Raw genomic sequence first — 15,385 nt, forward strand, 5'->3', positions numbered from 1 at the left:
TAAATTTAAATAATTTAACTATTTATAGTTTATACACCCGGTATATTGAATGTCAAATTTTGCATAATGGGTTCCCATTGCCCTGTATTGCCTCGTTCGATGACAAAAGCAGCCCAAAGATCGGCTGCTTTTCGTGTGTTCAACTATGTTCCTCGGCAGCCAGGGCAGCTGCTTTAGTTTCATGTACCGTACCGTAAGGATGCTCGGGAGGAGCATAAATGACATAAACTTTAAGCGGTTTATTCCCCGTGTTGGTTATGTTATGCCATTTCCCGGCGGGGATGATAACGGCATAACCTTCACGGGCCATTGCTTGAAAGCTTAAATGATCCCGGCTGTCTCCCATTTGGACAAGACCCTGTCCTTCTTCAATTCGTATGAATTGATCCGTTGTGGGATGAGCTTCCAGGCCGATATCTTCCCCAACGTTAATGCTCATCAGGGTCACTTGAAAGTGTTTCCCCGTCCATAAAGCGGTTCGAAAAGTTTGATTCTGCTCTGCAGCCTGTTCTATATCTATCACCAAAGGCCTTAAACCATAATCCATGATTTTAATGTACTGATCTCGGTACGGATATCGCAGGGAATTCAGGGGATTCCCGGGATCTTCCAGCGGGTATTGACAAAATGCCTTACGGTACATGTTTCATTCTCCTTTTTCAAGATATATGATTTACATCTTATGCAGTTGCCTAATAATCCGGACTGTCCGGCATATAAAAAAACCACCGATTCATACAGCTAATCAGTGGTTTTAGAAATTTGTTTGCTGCTTCCTTTATAGTGCCGTGTCGTCCACGCGATTAAGCCACTCTTCAATGCTGCCGATGACCGATGTCACACAGCTCTCTTCAAACGGAGAGATCAGTCCCGCCACCTTTACCAACTCCGTGAACGATTGACTTCCCCCCTGACGGCATAGCTTCAGATAATCCGCCCAAGCGGCCTGACGATCCTCATGCATCTTCTTCCAGAACTGGAATGCGCAGATTTGAGCCAAGGTGTAATCGACATAATAGAACGGGGTATTGAAAATATGGCCCTGCTTCTGCCAGAAACCGCCCCGCTCCAAATAGGCGTTATCCGCGTAATCGCGGTGAGGCAAATATTTCCGCTCGATCTCCCGCCAAGCTTGCTTGCGTTCCGCCGGCGTCGCTTCCGGATTCTCGTAGACGAAATGCTGAAATTCATCGACGGTGACCCCGTAAGGAATAAATAGGAGCGCGCTGGCCAAATGATCGAAACGGTATTTATCGGCTTCCTCCTTGAAGAATAGATCCATCCATGGCCACGTGAAAAATTCCATACTCATGGAATGGATTTCACAAGCTTCATAAGTCGGGAATCCGTACTCCGGCACCTCAAAGCCCCGGCTTTCATACACTTGAAAAGCATGTCCGGCTTCATGAGTAAGTACATCGATGTCTCCGGACGTGCCGTTGAAGTTTGAGAAAATAAACGGGGCCTTGTACTCGCTGAGATAGGTGCAGTATCCTCCACTCTGCTTGCCTTTTTTCGCGACAAGGTCCATCAATCCGTTCTCTTGCATAAACGTGAAGAACTCGTTCGTCTCCGGAGACAATTCCGCATACATCTTGGCCCCGTTGCTTACGATCCATTCGGGATCGCCCTTTGGCGTTGCGTTACCTGACTTGAAGGCAAAATTCTCATCAAAATACAGCAGTTGGTCCACGCCGATCCGGTTCCTCTGACGCGCCTTCAGCTTCGTTGCGACAGGAACAATATGCTCAAGCACCTGGTTCCGGAAATTCGCCACCATTTCGGCATTGTAATCCGTACGGGCCATCCGTGCATAACCGAGTTCCACGAAATTGTTGAATCCAAGCTTCTTGGCGATTTTCGTTCTGACTTTGACCAGGTCATCATAGAGGCGATCGAGTGTCTCCTCATTTTCGGCCATAAAACCGCTGAAAGCTTCCATGGCGCGTTTCCGTATCTCCCGATCCGTGGACTGTTGAAAAGGAATCAGTTGAGGCAACGTACGTTCCTCACCTTCGAAAGGAATTTTTGCCGAAGCGATCAGCTTAGCATATTCCGTCGTCAGTTTGTTCTCTTGCTGTAGATCCTCGATAACCTCAGGACTGAATGTTTTGAGCGACAGCTCGGCAAGGCGAAACAGCTGATGCCCCCATTTTTTCTCCAGGTTCTCGCGGAATTTGGAATTGACCAGTGCCCGGTAATAATCCGTAATATACTCCTGCACGACGGGACCGTTCTCGTCGAAAAAGTCCTGCTCCGCCTTATAGAACTCATCGTTGGTATCGATCGAATGCCGAATGCTGGCGAGCTGCTGAAGCGTATCGAACTGGCTCCGAAGCTTGTTGATTTCGGTCATCGCCCGATCCTGCTCTTCATAAGTACCGGCAGACGTAAAGCCGTTCAGGAGTTCCCTGAACTTTTGCTCGAAAACCTGCACATCAGGCCGCTCATAATGGTAATCGCTAAATTTCATAGAATGCACCAAACCTTTCAAAATGATCTTTTAAAGGAAATCTTTGTATGCTGTTACCGATCATTATACTAAATTCCCTTTTTTGATGACAGATCACGGAAATAAATAATAAAGGACCGCCCCTAATTGAGCAGTCCTTCGTATCGGCTTAAAAAGTGATCGTGGCTCTCCAGGACCCTCCGCCTTGAGTACAAGTGTAGGTGCCTGTAACAGTTCGTCGGTCCGCCGCTAGGGTACCTGTATAATCGCAATTATTTCCGTCACTGCTGTTTCTCCGCAGAACCTGAACGTTGTTGCCGTATATATTGATCGTCAAAACGGCCGTGACATCCTGTGCGCCAGGCATCGTCCATCTGGCATCGAAAATGTTGCTGTTCCCCCGGCGCCGCCAAACGCCGCTCCATCCGCCTTCTTGTTCATACCAGACTCTGCCTAAGCCTATAGTTTCGCGCCGAATGATAATAGCGGTCCATGTCCCTCCCCCTTGATCGCATCGATAGGTCCCGGTAACCGTACGCCCGTCTCCCGAGAGTGTTCCGGTGTAAACGCAATCATTGCCGTCGCTGCTGTTTTGCCGCAAGACAAATACAAAATTACCGAAAATATAGATCGTCAAAACTGCCGTTATGGGTTGTGCGCCAGGCATCGTCCATCTGGCATCAAAAATGTTGCTGCTTCCCCGGCGCCGCCACACCCCGCTCCATCCACCTTCTTGTTCACGCCATTCAACGCCCAAGTCTTGCTGGCGTGCTGAGCCGCCGCCGGATGTTTCTAAAGGATAGCCGTTTTGAGGGTACCCAAATGGACCGTAACCATACGGGGCGTAACTTGATGGAGCGTCATTATATTGAATCATTCATTCTTCTCCTTTGTTGTAGTTATTTAGCAATATATTATGGTGGGTTTTCGCCTATGGTGCCTATAGTAGCCTACTTTGGACAAGTTGAACGAGTTTCTCGCATCAAGTTTTGAATGTAAGAGCAGGGCTTATTAACAAAAATTTAATTATGTTAACCAGATTGAGTTTAGGCGGTCAGGTAATCCAACTTGGACAAAAAATTTAAACCGTTCAGACTGTCGGTACCTCAATCGTCGTCATGGCGCTTCGTTTCTGTTCGTCATTAATATGCGTATAGATCATGGTTGTTTCAATTGAAGCATGGCCTAACAGCTCTTTTACGACCCGGATATCAACATTGTGATTCAGCAGCATTGTCGCAAAGGAGTGCCGCAGCTTATGACAGGATAATTTCAAATCGGTCATCTGCGGATGATCCTGTTTGAAAGCATCGAAAACCGCCGTAGTGATCTTCTGAATCTGACGGATCGACAGTCTTCTCCCTTTCTGGGATACAAAGAAGGCTTCTTCCCTAGCATTATAAGGTTGAATTCGCCCCTCCCCCACTTTCACAAGATATTCTACAACTAAATCAGGCAGCGGAATCTCATTCCATTTCCGACCCTTGCCCAACACTTCGAGCGTTCCCTTTTCTTTTTTAAAATGGGACAAATTCATCCGGTGAACTTCGCCGACCCGTAAGCCGCAGTAACCCATGAGCAGGAACATCGCTAAATTTCGATCTCGATACCGTCCATCCACATAGGAAAGTACTTTCCTGAGATCCTGCTCTTCCAAATAAACCGGAATTTTATTTTTTTCCGTCTTCGATTTCTTGACCTCTAATGCGGGGTTTCTTGAGGCAAGCTCAAAATCGATCAATGAAGTATAGAACGAACGGATCGCGGATAGAGTCCGGTTTCTCGTCTTATCGCCAGCCGATTCTTGCTTGGAAACGAGAAAGCTGACGATATTCAATTTCCCTGCTTGCTGCACAGGAAGTTCATCCAGCGAGGACAAATAATCGTATACTTCTCTCAAATATTCTTTTCTCGTTGTCTCGGTATAGCCCGATTGCTTCATCCAAATCGTAAATGCTTGGATCGGCCCCGAATAGACTTCTTCTATGTCATGTTTATTCATCGATGCATTCCCTCGCAAAAAACATTTGTTTATTATACAAAATTGACTCCCATCTTCTCATAAACAAACCACTTAAAATCAAAAGTGCGCAAAATACGTGTTTGGCGTACTTATTATAGCACATATGTTCTCTAAGGGGAATGAGATCCACAACCGCTGATATAATATAAAAAAATGGTCTTCAAGCGCAACTGGTTGCTATAAAGGCGTTGATATCGCCTAGCATTAAAGATCAAATCATTGAAAGGTACGGTCGAAAGAGCATAGAAAACTATAGTTCTGAATTTTTAAAAGCGACAATCCATATCCCTCAAAACAGTATTGGATTTCAATTTTTAGCGAGTTTCGGTACAAATCTAGTGATCGTAGAGCCCAAAACATATGTGCAAGACTTTCGAAATTACTTAAATGAAATGATGGAGAACTATTCTTAACATACTTCACGGCTATTCTGGGGAGATGCTCTTCTCTCCGATTTACTCCTATGAGTGTCATATCCCGAATAAGATATGATTCGACGTAAAATGCGATTAAATATGATAAATCCCCTCTTCAATTCGCTGAATGCAAGATTCGGCAAATTTGAAATAATCAAAATTACGGTTAGGATCATCTTTGGTTAGTCCGCTATAAAATAGGCCCCAAGCCACCTCACGGACCATCGCCACAAATTTCATTTCCAGAAAAATACGAAAAGCATCTTCCTCAAATAAACCGAAGTAAAGGGTAAGCCACTCACGCTCTTCCGCTTCGCTAAATTGATTCGAAAACGGAATCAGGGTCAATTCAAAAAATATATCGCCAACACCGGACAATTCCCAATCAATGATTTGTAACTGCTCGCCTGTAAAAATCATGTTGCACAAGAAAGAATCGTTGTGACAGAACTTGTTATTGTAAGTTTTGTCATTACTGCGCATATGGGCTATCTTTTCAATGCGATTGAGAATTTGCAGCAGTCCGCTCGGATATTTGACCCCCAACAGATCTGCACCTTTCAGATACCCAAAAATCAAGTCGTATGGCGTACAAGTCCGATCCAACCCTTCCATGCTATGTATAATCTTTAGACGATCCATAATCATGTTCTTGATAGCGTTGTTATTAAGGTCACTCTTCTCGAGCATTCGGCCGTCGATGTAATTGGTGACTATAAAGCGCTGCGGGTCATCAGCGAATATCACTTCGGGGGCTATCCCCTTCTGGCTGGCCTTCCGCATGACCTCGATTTCGGAATGACGCGTGAGATTCAAATATTCGTTTTGCCGGCTGTTCAAACGTAACACATACGTGTGTTGTTTCGTATTAACCTTAAATGTTTGGTTGCAAAGCCCGCCGCTAAGCTCCTGATAATGAGTAAAATTTCGGTTCAATTCCGGAACAGCATGAATAATATCATCGACGATGTTCATGTCTACAACCCCCTCTTCAGCCAGCAATCATAATATTAAGAACCCCTGCTCTATTTCCCACATTATTCCTGATTCTAAAACTACATTAACACCTTGATTTACATATGTCAAAACAAATTGATTCATTTGTTTATTTTTTTTGTTTTCATTTGTAAACTTCATTGATTACATATGGACAAATCACGGGACTTAGACACCACTGCCGTTTTTTTCCTCGAATAAGATATGATTCGACCATTTGAACACTCCTGTCATGGCTTATTTGCTTGGCAATATCGCAATATCTCCTTTTTACGAAATTCATTAATAGTTGATCCAACAACAAAAAAAGAAAGGGCTTAAAACTTAAGCTCCTTTCTTCCTGAATATTCGCGTTTTTGGAGTTTAGTTAAACCCGCCGTTGACTCGTATCGTCTGTCCGGTGATCCAGCGGGCTTTGCCGCTGACGAGCAGTTCAACCGCATTCGCAATATCCTCCGGTTCCCCAAGCCGGCCGAACCCATTCATTCGGCGGTACGACTCGATCAGTTCCTCCGATTTTCCGTTCAAGAATAACTCGGTGGATACTTGCCCAGGCGCTATGCAGTTAATAACGATGTCCCTGGGACCAAATTCTTTGGCCAATTGGCGGGTCAGCTGTTCAACCGCCCCTTTCGTTGCCGCGTATACGCTGTACGCCGGGAGCATCGCTCCCGAGACGGAGGTCGAGAAGTTAATGATAGTTCCGCCTTTAGCCATATGTTTCATGGCTTGCTGGCAAGCGAAGTAGGTTCCTTTCACATTAATCGCAAAGTGCCGGTCAAACATCTCCTCTGTCACGTCCTCGATAGACCTGCATTCCATGATGCCGGCGTTATTCACCAGAATGTCCACATGCCCGAAACGCTCGATTGTTTCCGTAAACAACGACTCAACTTCGCTTATCTCGCCCACATCGGCGCGAATGGCCACGGCTTCTCCTCCGGCTAGTACAATGGAATCTACCAATTCGCCCGCCTTTTCAGGATTAGAGGAATAATTGACAACCACTTTTGCGCCCGCTTGCACCAATTGAACGGCCACCTGACGTCCGATCCCCCTGGAGGCTCCTGTGACGATAGCGACTTTTTCATTTAAACTCATGTTCACGTTCTCCTTTATATTTATTTGGCCGATCCGTTGTCCAGTTGTTTCGACCTCGTACATTCATTATAGGGTCCTTCACTTCGCCCCGTTAGATCATTGCTGTTCAATCCTTGCCTAATTCTCTTCCGCCACGCTAATATAAAATAAACAAACATGCTTTCGGAAAGGAATCTGCAACATGGATGAATTAATGCGCAAAGAGCGAGCGCTGCAACAAATGGCGTCCTTGATACGTCGGCACGCATCGGTAACCGGCACGCATCCGACGGCCGTCCCTTCCTTGACGCTCATGCAGGCCACACAGTCGTCCGAGCCGCTCGAATCGGTATATAAACCGTCCATTTGCGTCGTGGCGCAGGGAGCGAAAACAGCCGCATTGGCCGATGAGATCTACCGTTATGACCCTTCTTTTTACCTCGTTACATCCGTAGAATTGCCGATTGTCGGCAGAATTGTCGATGCCTCCCCGGAAATTCCCTATTTAAGCCTAAAGCTTGGCTTCGACGCCGACGTTATTTGGGACATTGTGAAAGAAATGAACGAACCGTTTACCTGTTCCCCCGAAGCCCGCGGCATCACCGTGAATCAAACCTCTCCTGCCTTACTGGAAGCTCTTGTCCGGCTCTTGCAATTGTTGGATACGCCTAAGGACATTGCGATTATCGCCCCGCTGATTACCCGCGAAATTCTGTATCGGGTGCTGCAGAGCGAGCAAGGCGATATCATTCGGCAATTTGCCGTCATCGGCAGTCACGCGTACAACATCGCTCAAGCGATTCAAGTGATTAATCGGCAATACAACCGTCCACTTATGGTCGAACAACTGGCAAAGTCCGTAAACATGAGCACCTCGGCGTTCCATAAACATTTCAAACGCGTTACGGCGATGAGCCCGTTGCAATATCAGAAAACGGTGCGTTTGCAAGAAGCCCGGCGCTTAATGCTGACGGAGAGCATCCAAGCCTCCGATGCGGCCTTCCGCGTAGGCTATGAGAGCCCATCCCAGTTTAGCCGGGAATACGCCCGTATGTATGGACGTCCGCCTATGTTGGATATTCAAGAGCTTCGCGGTACGATCACGACTTCCCGCGTTCTTCGCTGATGGAAATTTCTTGAGGAACCCTTCAAGCAGAAAAGGCTGCCGATCTGTCCCGGCAGCCTGCTGCTTATAGATTCATCAATGAACGGATTACTTTGCCATATTATTCGTGGCCCAATCGTCCACAATCTTAAGCTCCTCTCCGACAATATATAGCTCATGCGTCTGCCGGTTCTCATCACGAAGCTCGTAATTAAATTGATTATCACGCTCATTGTAACCCTTGGATATGATCCCCACCGAGCTTAAATCAAGCGAGTCCTCATACTTCTGAATCACCCGCTCCGCTGTCGATTTCGTTTCCTCGTTGTCATCGTACATACCCAAATGCAGCGCCACGCTTGCCGCATCCTTTTGCTCCAACGCTTGAATGTAACGTTCAACTGCCAGCCCGGCAAAGGGGTATTGTCCGATCAGAGGGGAATCGTACAACGGCTCGCGCTTGTTATCATCTCGAATCCGTTCCATCCCCTGGGATTTGTCGTATTTTACCTGGAATGGAATAGAGCGAGTCTCTCCGTCCTTCGTGCCGATAATCGTGTAATGTCCAACATAATACTCGTCATTTTGCTCGTTAGACTTAAATTTCATCTGCAGTTCTTTCAAGTCGTCAAAACTCAACAAAAAGCCTTCCAAGACTTTTGTCATATCAGATTCAGGATACTCGTTCTCGGCATAAATCATAAGCAAGGACAATGCCTTCGTGTCCTTCTGTTTCAGTGCAGCCAGAAATTTCTCTCCGTCTTTTTCGGAAACTAGCTCTAATGACTGCTTTTCATTCTCGGAGAGCTCGGGAGCATTCGGATTGGTTACGGTTCCTGCCCCCTCTATTGGGGATTCCGGCATTACGGAGATCTCAGACTCTGACGGTCCGTTCTTGGATTCTCCGCTATCGGAAGCAACAAGTACGCGTTGCGATGATGGAGCCTCCTCCTTGCTACACCCCGCCATAGCCATTGTGAAAATTACCGTGATGGCGACAGCCAGTGCCCCCACCTGTATCCGCTTCCTCCTTTTCAAACGATCCTCTCCCATCTCAAGGAAATAATACCAGTAATTGGAGGAAGTGTATTGATGAAAAGTTTCGTTGGACCAGGAGGGACCCTTTGAGAGACTTAGACCTGCTGGTCTAGGTCAGCGTCTTTTCGTAGATGCTGATTTCGTAATCGGGTTTCATGCCGGCCTTCTCATAAAGACGATAGGCGCCCGACGGGTTGGCGGCATCCACGCCAAGCGAAACGAGCGGCTGCCCCGATCGATAGGATGCCTCGAACACGGTTTGCAACAGTGCAAGCGCAAGTCCGCGTCCGCGGAACGACCGGCGTACGCCGACCTTCTCGATGAATAACAAATCTTCACGCATACGGGCGAGCGCAAAGCCCGCAACACTTCCACCCGAGTCCCGGGCGATCATCCACCACCGTTCTTCGAAGGTAGGCAGTTGTGTTTTTTCAACCCATTTCTCAAAAGACGGCTCCGCAAAATCCCAATGATCGGCGAAAGATTCGATATAGGCTTCGTAGACAGCTCGTTCGTCGGCCCCCTTCACGTAAGGCATGACGGTGAAGCCTTCCGGCAGGTAGGCCGGTGCCGGTTCGGCGTCCAAGCGGATTCCCATGCGCTTGAAGTACCGGACCGGGGCGAAGCCCCTATTTTCAAACAGCCGGACGGCATCTTCGCATAACGTAGGGACCATGCTTTGCAGTCGCTTGGCGACGCCGGATTCGTTCCGAAGTTCGGCAGCGCGCGCTTCAAGGGCCGCCACGAGTGCCGAGCCGACTCCCCGGTCGCGCGCGGCGGGCAACACGCATCCATAGCTGAACAGCTTTTCTTCGCTGTCTTCCTCGAGAAAAGCATACCCGATCAGGGCGGAGTCCGTATCTTCGACGACCCAAACTTGGGTCTCGAGATCGAAGCCCGACCACATATCCAGAACATCGTCAAGAACGATGTCGGGAGCGCCCAGGTCTTCGGTATCGCAGGCGGCCACAAGGTCGCAAACACCCTGGGCGTCCTCCGGGGTTGGACGGCGCAGGCGGTATGTCGTTTTTGACATCATAGAAATCTCCTTGAATTCATTTTAGATAGTGTAGCATATAATCCACTTTCTTCCTATTCTTGAAACGCAAATTCCCCACACTTCCGTCCCCCTCCCTTTGATGCATATAAACCCGAACTCTACCACTTAATAACCATTTCATAGCTTGATAGAATTAGGGAGTTTAGCGGATTTCTCCCCTAGCCGTCTTCCTGGATAATGATAGGGAATGTTTCTTAATATCCCCATTTGAGAGGAGAAATGCGAATGTCATCATTGACGAAAAGACTTGCGGCCGTGATCCTATGCTCCGCTCTGGTTGGGACCGGTTGGGGCGGATCAAGCATTGCGGCCGCATCCCCCGATCAGCCGCTTACGCCGAAAGTAGAATGGAGTTCGACGTACGGCAATAACTTCGCACGATCAGCGGGAAATGCGGTCACACCGACTTTGGACGGAGGTTACATCGCCGTTGGAAACGTCGACGAAGTCAGGTCCTCCAATTTTGAAACCGAACAAACAGGCTATGTTGTGAAAGTGGATGAAAACGGTAAGCTTCAATGGGAGCAAACAGTGGCGATTACCGAAGACGATTCTTATGTATATAACTTTTCGCTGGAAGAAGTCATCCCTACCCACGACGGCGGTTACTTCGTTGGCGGAACAGCGACGGACAACAGTTCCCGACCCCACAATGTTCCATTGTTGGCCAAGTTGGATGATAAGGGGAATATCGAATGGACGCGTCACTATCAGGCCTCCGGATATGTAAATAGTGTCGTGGAAACTCCGGATCACGGATTTGTTGTTACCGGCTATAATATCAATCCAGCGGCAGCGGTTTGGGCCTATTTGATGAAAGTGGATGAAAATGGAGATGAAGTTTGGATCAAACATTACCATTTTTCCGATGAGGAGTACCCGATGGGCGATTTTCAGTACTTTAACGATCTGTTAGTCACACCTGACGGGGGAATCCTGGCGGTCGGGCAGATGGAGGAGTTTATCTCCGAACAACACCCCGATGCTTCCCTCATTGTGAAGCTTGACAGCAAGGGTGAGATTGAGTGGACCAAAAAGCAGATCTTGCCGGGGAGCGGCATTTCGGCTGATGCCGTCCAGTTGGCACCGGACGGGACTTATCTCGTTGGAGGGTCGAAGCGGCAAGACAATAAAATGACCGTGTTTGTTCTTAATATAGCAACCAACGGTGAGGTCCTTTGGGAGAAGTCTTTTAATCTTGAAGAGGGAAGCTTTGCTCTGGGAGAACTCGTCTCCACCTCCGACGGGTTCTCGTTAATAGGTCAATATACTACAGGAGAATACCCCGATTACCACCATCAGTATCAAATTTATGAATTGGACACGACTGGAGAACTCATAAGAAGTCTGCGATTAGAGGTACCGGGACTGACCAGCACGGGTACAGGAACAATTACCGATGACGGCGGTTTTATGCTCTCGGGCAATATGACCGAGAACAATAAACAACGGATGCTGCTGATTAAAGTATCGGGCCAAGCAGAGGAGCCGTCCGCGGAATTAAAAGAAATTCGGTTTGCGAATCCGGAACTGACTCTGCAAATCGGCGAACGTAAGCCGAGTGTCGTACAGGCCGTATATGCCGACGGAAACGCTGCGGATATCACCGGTACGGCCACCCTTACTTCTCTCAACCCGGAAATTGCCGCCGTCGACCCCGATGGCTTCGTTACCGGTCTATCTGTCGGGACCACGGAAATTGTAGCCGAATTCGGCGGTTACACAACAACGCTGCCGGTAACCGTCTCCGAGACCCCGGGTCAAAACGCCGGGCGTTTCTATCTGGATTCGGAGGATTATTCTCTGGAGATCGGCAGTGAATTGGACGTCCTTGCTTTATTTACCGATGATACGGGCCATACGTCCATCGTGAACGGAGAAACCCGGTTTACGATGGATAATCCCGATATTGCTCAAGTTGACGAGCGCGGATATCTCATCGGCATCAAGCCTGGGCTCACTTCCGTGACGGCCACTTATGGGGAGCATACTTTCACCTCAAGCGTGCTGGTCGTCAAACCTTACACTCCGCCGGGACAGCTTGACCAGCAACCGGAGCAACCCCCGGTGCCGGAAACCGCTCTAGACAGCGAAGCGCCTATATTGCCGGGCCAATAGAAGCATCATCGGATTAAAGTCAAAAAGCCGCCTGAATGGCGGCTTTTATTGATTTTAAATGCCTAAAATCTGCTGTCGGTGTCCGGCTTGGTCATGCTTAGATATTTGAAGTCGACCCGGCACCCCGTTCCCATCGGGGACTGGGCTACGACCCCCGCCTTAAACCCAACCGGGGTTTTCATCCCGAAATAACGGATGAGTTTCCAGTCTTCCCCATTCGCCGAATAGAAAAAGGAAACCGTATTCTCCCTTTTCGTGATTCTTAAGAAGGGGTTCTCTACCGTTACCCGTTCCGAATTGCAATCATCGGAGCACCTGTTTTGGGTCACGACGGAAACGATGGTGGCATGTTCTCCGTTGAATTCGTAACAAAGCTTGGCCCAATTGTCCTCGTCGGCCATTAACATCAAACATCCCGAATCATAAATATGATGCATCTCCACCTGCAGTTGTGTTGTAAGCTGAAAGGACGTTTCGGCCGGTACATGCAAAAACGGAGCTGAATGAACCACGTGTTTTCCCGCGGGATCCCCGAAAAAATCGGCTTTGGCCGGTGTATGAACACACAACCCGCCATCTGCGGTATACTCCCAACCGGTCGGTTCGTTCATCCATGTTAAACGTTCCCTCTCCCCAACCCGGAACAAATTATGACTCATGTTCATCCTCCAGAAAAAGAATAGGCATATTTTCCAATGGTGAAATATCCCTCTTCCAAGTATACTAGGAACGCATTCCGTTCTTATATATAACATTCCCGCTGTCGGATGTAATAATATGGTACTACGATGCGATCTACTCCAGCGAACGTTTCCCTTCCCAGCGGTAAAGCCAAACGCTGAACAAAATCGCGATGATGGCTGTCCCGACGATGACGTGGATGAGCCCTCTGTTCAACAACATCTCCGGGGGAATCTCTTGAAGCCGGGCATAAGGATATTGCGCCCAAATCGTGATCCATCGAGCTGACCAGGCACACGGTACATAAATCCAATTGAAGTCGCCCAACCCCGTCAGGAGCAGGGCCGCCACCATACTTTCCACGATCCCCAGTCCCATGGAAGCCCCGCGCCCATAGCGAAGGCTAATTATAAAATGAAGAATGTACATAAAAATGCTGCCTATAAAAAGAATCCCACCCGCGCAAACATAAAATGTCAAATCATATAAGGTTGAATCGAGGATAAAGATGTAGCCGAAACCGAAACCGGCGGCAGCGAGCATAATGCTTCCAAGACCCAACAAAAGAAGCAGACTGATCTTGCTTACGAACGGCAGCGGTTTGACGGACGAGGTCAGGAGCACTTGATAATTCCCCGCATTGGCCTCTTGGTCGGCGGCAAAGGCACACACGATCCCGATCATGACTGGAAGCGAAATAGCTACGATTTGTAAATAGGCTTCAACCTTGGATTGTGAGGTCCAGGGGCTGAACGCATAATAGGACAGAAACACGGCGATTCCAACCAGAGGTATGACAAGATGTATCCACAATAAGGGCTGCCTCCGCAGTTTGATCAGGTCGGAACGCAGATAGCGCAAATATAATTTCATGTTACCTCGTCTCCTTGGCATCAAAGGCTTTTGCCGTAATGAAGGACAGCAGAACAAACAATCCCACCGAGATTAGCAATCCCGGTAGTATGACGCTGCCGTCCATCAGCGGATCGCCCGCCGGAACCGGCAAGCCGTTAGGCAGTACTTGGATAATCGGGCACATCAGCCGGCCGGGAATCGTAAAAGGAATCAACCACCACAAATCGGAAGTCGCCAACATGATCCCCAACCCCACATTACCGATCATGCTGAGGATTAACGTGACGAATACGCCGATCCGGTCAACAAGATAAAGCCAAAGCGGAATCTGCCAAAGAAACGTGACGAAAATGACGAGGCAGGCCATCAAGCTGGTGATCGCCGACAAGGTCCCGGGAAATACCGTGCTCCCCGCCGTAAGAATCAACCAAAAGAACAGGGAAGACACCAGAAACAGCCTGGAGACCACCGCGATTTTTCCCGACCAGGTTAAAGATGGGGATAACGGCAGGGCAAGAATCGAGCGATAACGCAGTTTCCGGGCATCTTTCTGCAGCACACCGATACACATGAGAGCCAAAGTTCCCGGGAGAATCATAGCGTACCACCAATTGAAGCTCCCGCTTTGAAAGAACCGCCCCGCCATCAGTACGACGCACAACATCAGGGTAACCAGCGGTGCGATGAAGACCAGCTTCCGAGTAAACGTTCGTCTGATCTTTAAATGTTCAGCCCGAACGATGCCTGTAAAATGATGCATCCTATTACACCCCTTCCTTGCGGTGTCTTTTCGCAATTTCCATAAATAAATCTTCCAAATGCCCGCCGGGCATAACCGGCTCCTGATAGGCCAGTACGCCTCCGGCCATGATCGCGATATCGTCGGCAATCTGCTCCACTTCCGAAAGAATGTGGCTCGAAAGAATGACCGTAATTCCGCGTTCGGGAAAAGAACGGATCAACTCCCGCTGCTCTTGGATTCCGATGGGATCCAGCCCGTTCGTCGGTTCATCCAGGATAAGCAGCTTGGGACGGTTCAGCAGGGCGATCGCGATGCCCAAGCGCTGCTTCATTCCCATGGAGAACTGGCCGGACCGTTTGCGTCCGGTGTTCGTCAAATCCACCATGTCCAGGACTTCATCGATGCGGGATTCCGGTAGACCGAGAAGGGTAGTTCGTACCTTCAGGTTCTCTCGCGCCGTCAAATTTTCATAAAGCGGCGGAGCCTCAATCAGCGCTCCAATCTGATATAAGACTTTGCGGTCCCACGGCTTTCCCTCGAACAGAATTTCGCCCGATCCGGGTTTAAGCATTCCCGTCAACATTTTAAGCGTGGTCGACTTTCCCGCTCCATTCGGACCCAGCAGGCCGTATACGGTGTTGCGCCGAATCGTCAGGGATACGTTATGAACCGCCTTTTGTCCCTTGAAGTTTTTACATAATCGGTTAGTTTGTAAAATAATGTCGTTCATGCTTCTCCATCCTTTTCCTTTATTCTCTGGAGATCAGCATACGGCCTATTTCTAACAAATTTATAAACCGGAATAAAAAAAACGGCAGT

The 15,385-nt window shown here is 48.4% G+C and carries 14 protein-coding genes and 1 pseudogene; 3 read left to right on the forward strand and 12 right to left on the reverse strand.

The window, feature by feature from the left end:
* Positions 1–139 precede the first annotated feature (139 nt).
* The 4 genes from V4U88_RS17760 to V4U88_RS17775 form a co-directional block, all read right to left on the reverse strand.
* Positions 140–643, reverse strand: coding sequence for a cupin domain-containing protein (locus V4U88_RS17760; RefSeq protein ID WP_334074578.1), 504 nt, complete (start codon positions 641–643; stop codon positions 140–142).
* Positions 644–778: 135 nt separating this feature from the next.
* On the reverse strand, positions 779–2,473 hold the full coding sequence (locus V4U88_RS17765) for a M3 family oligoendopeptidase (protein WP_334074579.1): 1,695 nt from the start codon (positions 2,471–2,473) through the stop codon (positions 779–781).
* 148 nt (positions 2,474–2,621) lie between these two features.
* Positions 2,622–3,329 (reverse strand): hypothetical protein, encoded by a 708-nt coding sequence (locus tag V4U88_RS17770; protein WP_334074580.1) that lies wholly within the window; start codon positions 3,327–3,329, stop codon positions 2,622–2,624.
* 213 nt (positions 3,330–3,542) lie between these two features.
* Entirely contained in the window at positions 3,543–4,454 is a 912-nt protein-coding gene (locus tag V4U88_RS17775; protein WP_334074581.1) for a tyrosine-type recombinase/integrase, read from the reverse strand.
* Positions 4,455–4,636: 182 nt separating this feature from the next.
* Between V4U88_RS17775 and V4U88_RS17780 the strand changes: the two are divergent.
* Positions 4,637–4,888, forward strand: a pseudogene (locus tag V4U88_RS17780) (transcriptional regulator); the annotation flags it as partial.
* 96 nt (positions 4,889–4,984) lie between these two features.
* On the opposite strand, the gene V4U88_RS17785 reads toward V4U88_RS17780, so the two are convergent.
* Both V4U88_RS17785 and V4U88_RS17790 read right to left on the reverse strand, forming a co-directional pair.
* Positions 4,985–5,866 (reverse strand): choline/ethanolamine kinase family protein, encoded by an 882-nt coding sequence (locus tag V4U88_RS17785; RefSeq protein WP_334074582.1) that lies wholly within the window; start codon positions 5,864–5,866, stop codon positions 4,985–4,987.
* Between the two features lie 384 nt (positions 5,867–6,250).
* Positions 6,251–6,988: an SDR family oxidoreductase gene (locus V4U88_RS17790; RefSeq protein WP_334074583.1), complete on the reverse strand. Its 738-nt coding sequence runs from the start codon at positions 6,986–6,988 to the stop codon at positions 6,251–6,253.
* 181 nt (positions 6,989–7,169) lie between these two features.
* Between V4U88_RS17790 and V4U88_RS17795 the strand changes: the two genes are divergently transcribed.
* Positions 7,170–8,093 carry an AraC family transcriptional regulator gene (locus tag V4U88_RS17795; RefSeq protein WP_334074584.1) on the forward strand — a complete coding sequence of 308 codons (924 nt, stop codon included), beginning with the start codon at positions 7,170–7,172 and terminating at the stop codon, positions 8,091–8,093.
* Between the two features lie 87 nt (positions 8,094–8,180).
* On the opposite strand, the gene V4U88_RS17800 is transcribed toward V4U88_RS17795, so the two are convergent.
* Both V4U88_RS17800 and V4U88_RS17805 read right to left on the reverse strand, forming a co-directional pair.
* Complete coding sequence (locus V4U88_RS17800; RefSeq protein ID WP_334074585.1) at positions 8,181–8,936, reverse strand: hypothetical protein; 756 nt, start codon at positions 8,934–8,936, stop codon at positions 8,181–8,183.
* Positions 8,937–9,219: 283 nt separating this feature from the next.
* On the reverse strand, positions 9,220–10,149 hold the full coding sequence (locus V4U88_RS17805) for a GNAT family N-acetyltransferase (protein ID WP_334074586.1): 930 nt from the start codon (positions 10,147–10,149) through the stop codon (positions 9,220–9,222).
* 246 nt (positions 10,150–10,395) lie between these two features.
* On the opposite strand from V4U88_RS17805, the gene V4U88_RS17810 reads away from it, so the two are divergent.
* Positions 10,396–12,288 carry a hypothetical protein gene (locus V4U88_RS17810; protein WP_334074587.1) on the forward strand — a complete coding sequence of 631 codons (1,893 nt, stop codon included), beginning with the start codon at positions 10,396–10,398 and terminating at the stop codon, positions 12,286–12,288.
* 62 nt (positions 12,289–12,350) lie between these two features.
* Here V4U88_RS17810 and V4U88_RS17815 read toward each other — a convergent pair whose 3' ends face one another.
* The 4 genes from V4U88_RS17815 to V4U88_RS17830 all read right to left on the reverse strand — a co-directional run bounded on the left by V4U88_RS17815 (position 12,351) and on the right by V4U88_RS17830 (position 15,296).
* The gene (locus V4U88_RS17815; RefSeq protein WP_334074588.1) at positions 12,351–12,947 is read right to left on the reverse strand and encodes a DUF1349 domain-containing protein; all 597 of its coding nucleotides are present in this window, start codon (positions 12,945–12,947) and stop codon (positions 12,351–12,353) included.
* 136 nt (positions 12,948–13,083) lie between these two features.
* On the reverse strand, positions 13,084–13,842 hold the full coding sequence (locus V4U88_RS17820; protein WP_334074589.1) for a lantibiotic immunity ABC transporter MutG family permease subunit: 759 nt from the start codon (positions 13,840–13,842) through the stop codon (positions 13,084–13,086).
* 1 nt (position 13,843) lies between these two features.
* Positions 13,844–14,584, reverse strand: coding sequence for a lantibiotic immunity ABC transporter MutE/EpiE family permease subunit (locus tag V4U88_RS17825; protein ID WP_334074590.1), 741 nt, complete (start codon positions 14,582–14,584; stop codon positions 13,844–13,846).
* 4 nt (positions 14,585–14,588) lie between these two features.
* Positions 14,589–15,296: a lantibiotic protection ABC transporter ATP-binding protein gene (locus V4U88_RS17830; protein ID WP_334074591.1), complete on the reverse strand. Its 708-nt coding sequence runs from the start codon at positions 15,294–15,296 to the stop codon at positions 14,589–14,591.
* Positions 15,297–15,385 lie beyond the last annotated feature (89 nt).

The sequence above is a fragment of the Paenibacillus sp. A14 genome (genome assembly GCF_036864815.1).
GTDB classification, from domain to species: domain Bacteria; phylum Bacillota; class Bacilli; order Paenibacillales; family Paenibacillaceae; genus Fontibacillus; species Fontibacillus sanfengchensis.

Coding starts and splice junctions, on each gene's coding strand:
- V4U88_RS17760 (WP_334074578.1), bottom strand. CDS start 643: ATGTACCGTAAGGCATTTTGTCAATACCCGCTGGAAGATCCCGGGAAT.
- V4U88_RS17765 (WP_334074579.1), bottom strand. CDS start 2,473: ATGAAATTTAGCGATTACCATTATGAGCGGCCTGATGTGCAGGTTTTC.
- V4U88_RS17770 (WP_334074580.1), bottom strand. CDS start 3,329: ATGATTCAATATAATGACGCTCCATCAAGTTACGCCCCGTATGGTTAC.
- V4U88_RS17775 (WP_334074581.1), bottom strand. CDS start 4,454: ATGAATAAACATGACATAGAAGAAGTCTATTCGGGGCCGATCCAAGCA.
- V4U88_RS17785 (WP_334074582.1), bottom strand. CDS start 5,866: ATGAACATCGTCGATGATATTATTCATGCTGTTCCGGAATTGAACCGA.
- V4U88_RS17790 (WP_334074583.1), bottom strand. CDS start 6,988: ATGAGTTTAAATGAAAAAGTCGCTATCGTCACAGGAGCCTCCAGGGGG.
- V4U88_RS17795 (WP_334074584.1), top strand. CDS start 7,170: ATGGATGAATTAATGCGCAAAGAGCGAGCGCTGCAACAAATGGCGTCC.
- V4U88_RS17800 (WP_334074585.1), bottom strand. CDS start 8,936: ATGCCGGAATCCCCAATAGAGGGGGCAGGAACCGTAACCAATCCGAAT.
- V4U88_RS17805 (WP_334074586.1), bottom strand. CDS start 10,149: ATGATGTCAAAAACGACATACCGCCTGCGCCGTCCAACCCCGGAGGAC.
- V4U88_RS17810 (WP_334074587.1), top strand. CDS start 10,396: ATGTCATCATTGACGAAAAGACTTGCGGCCGTGATCCTATGCTCCGCT.
- V4U88_RS17815 (WP_334074588.1), bottom strand. CDS start 12,947: ATGAGTCATAATTTGTTCCGGGTTGGGGAGAGGGAACGTTTAACATGG.
- V4U88_RS17820 (WP_334074589.1), bottom strand. CDS start 13,842: ATGAAATTATATTTGCGCTATCTGCGTTCCGACCTGATCAAACTGCGG.
- V4U88_RS17825 (WP_334074590.1), bottom strand. CDS start 14,584: ATGCATCATTTTACAGGCATCGTTCGGGCTGAACATTTAAAGATCAGA.
- V4U88_RS17830 (WP_334074591.1), bottom strand. CDS start 15,296: ATGAACGACATTATTTTACAAACTAACCGATTATGTAAAAACTTCAAG.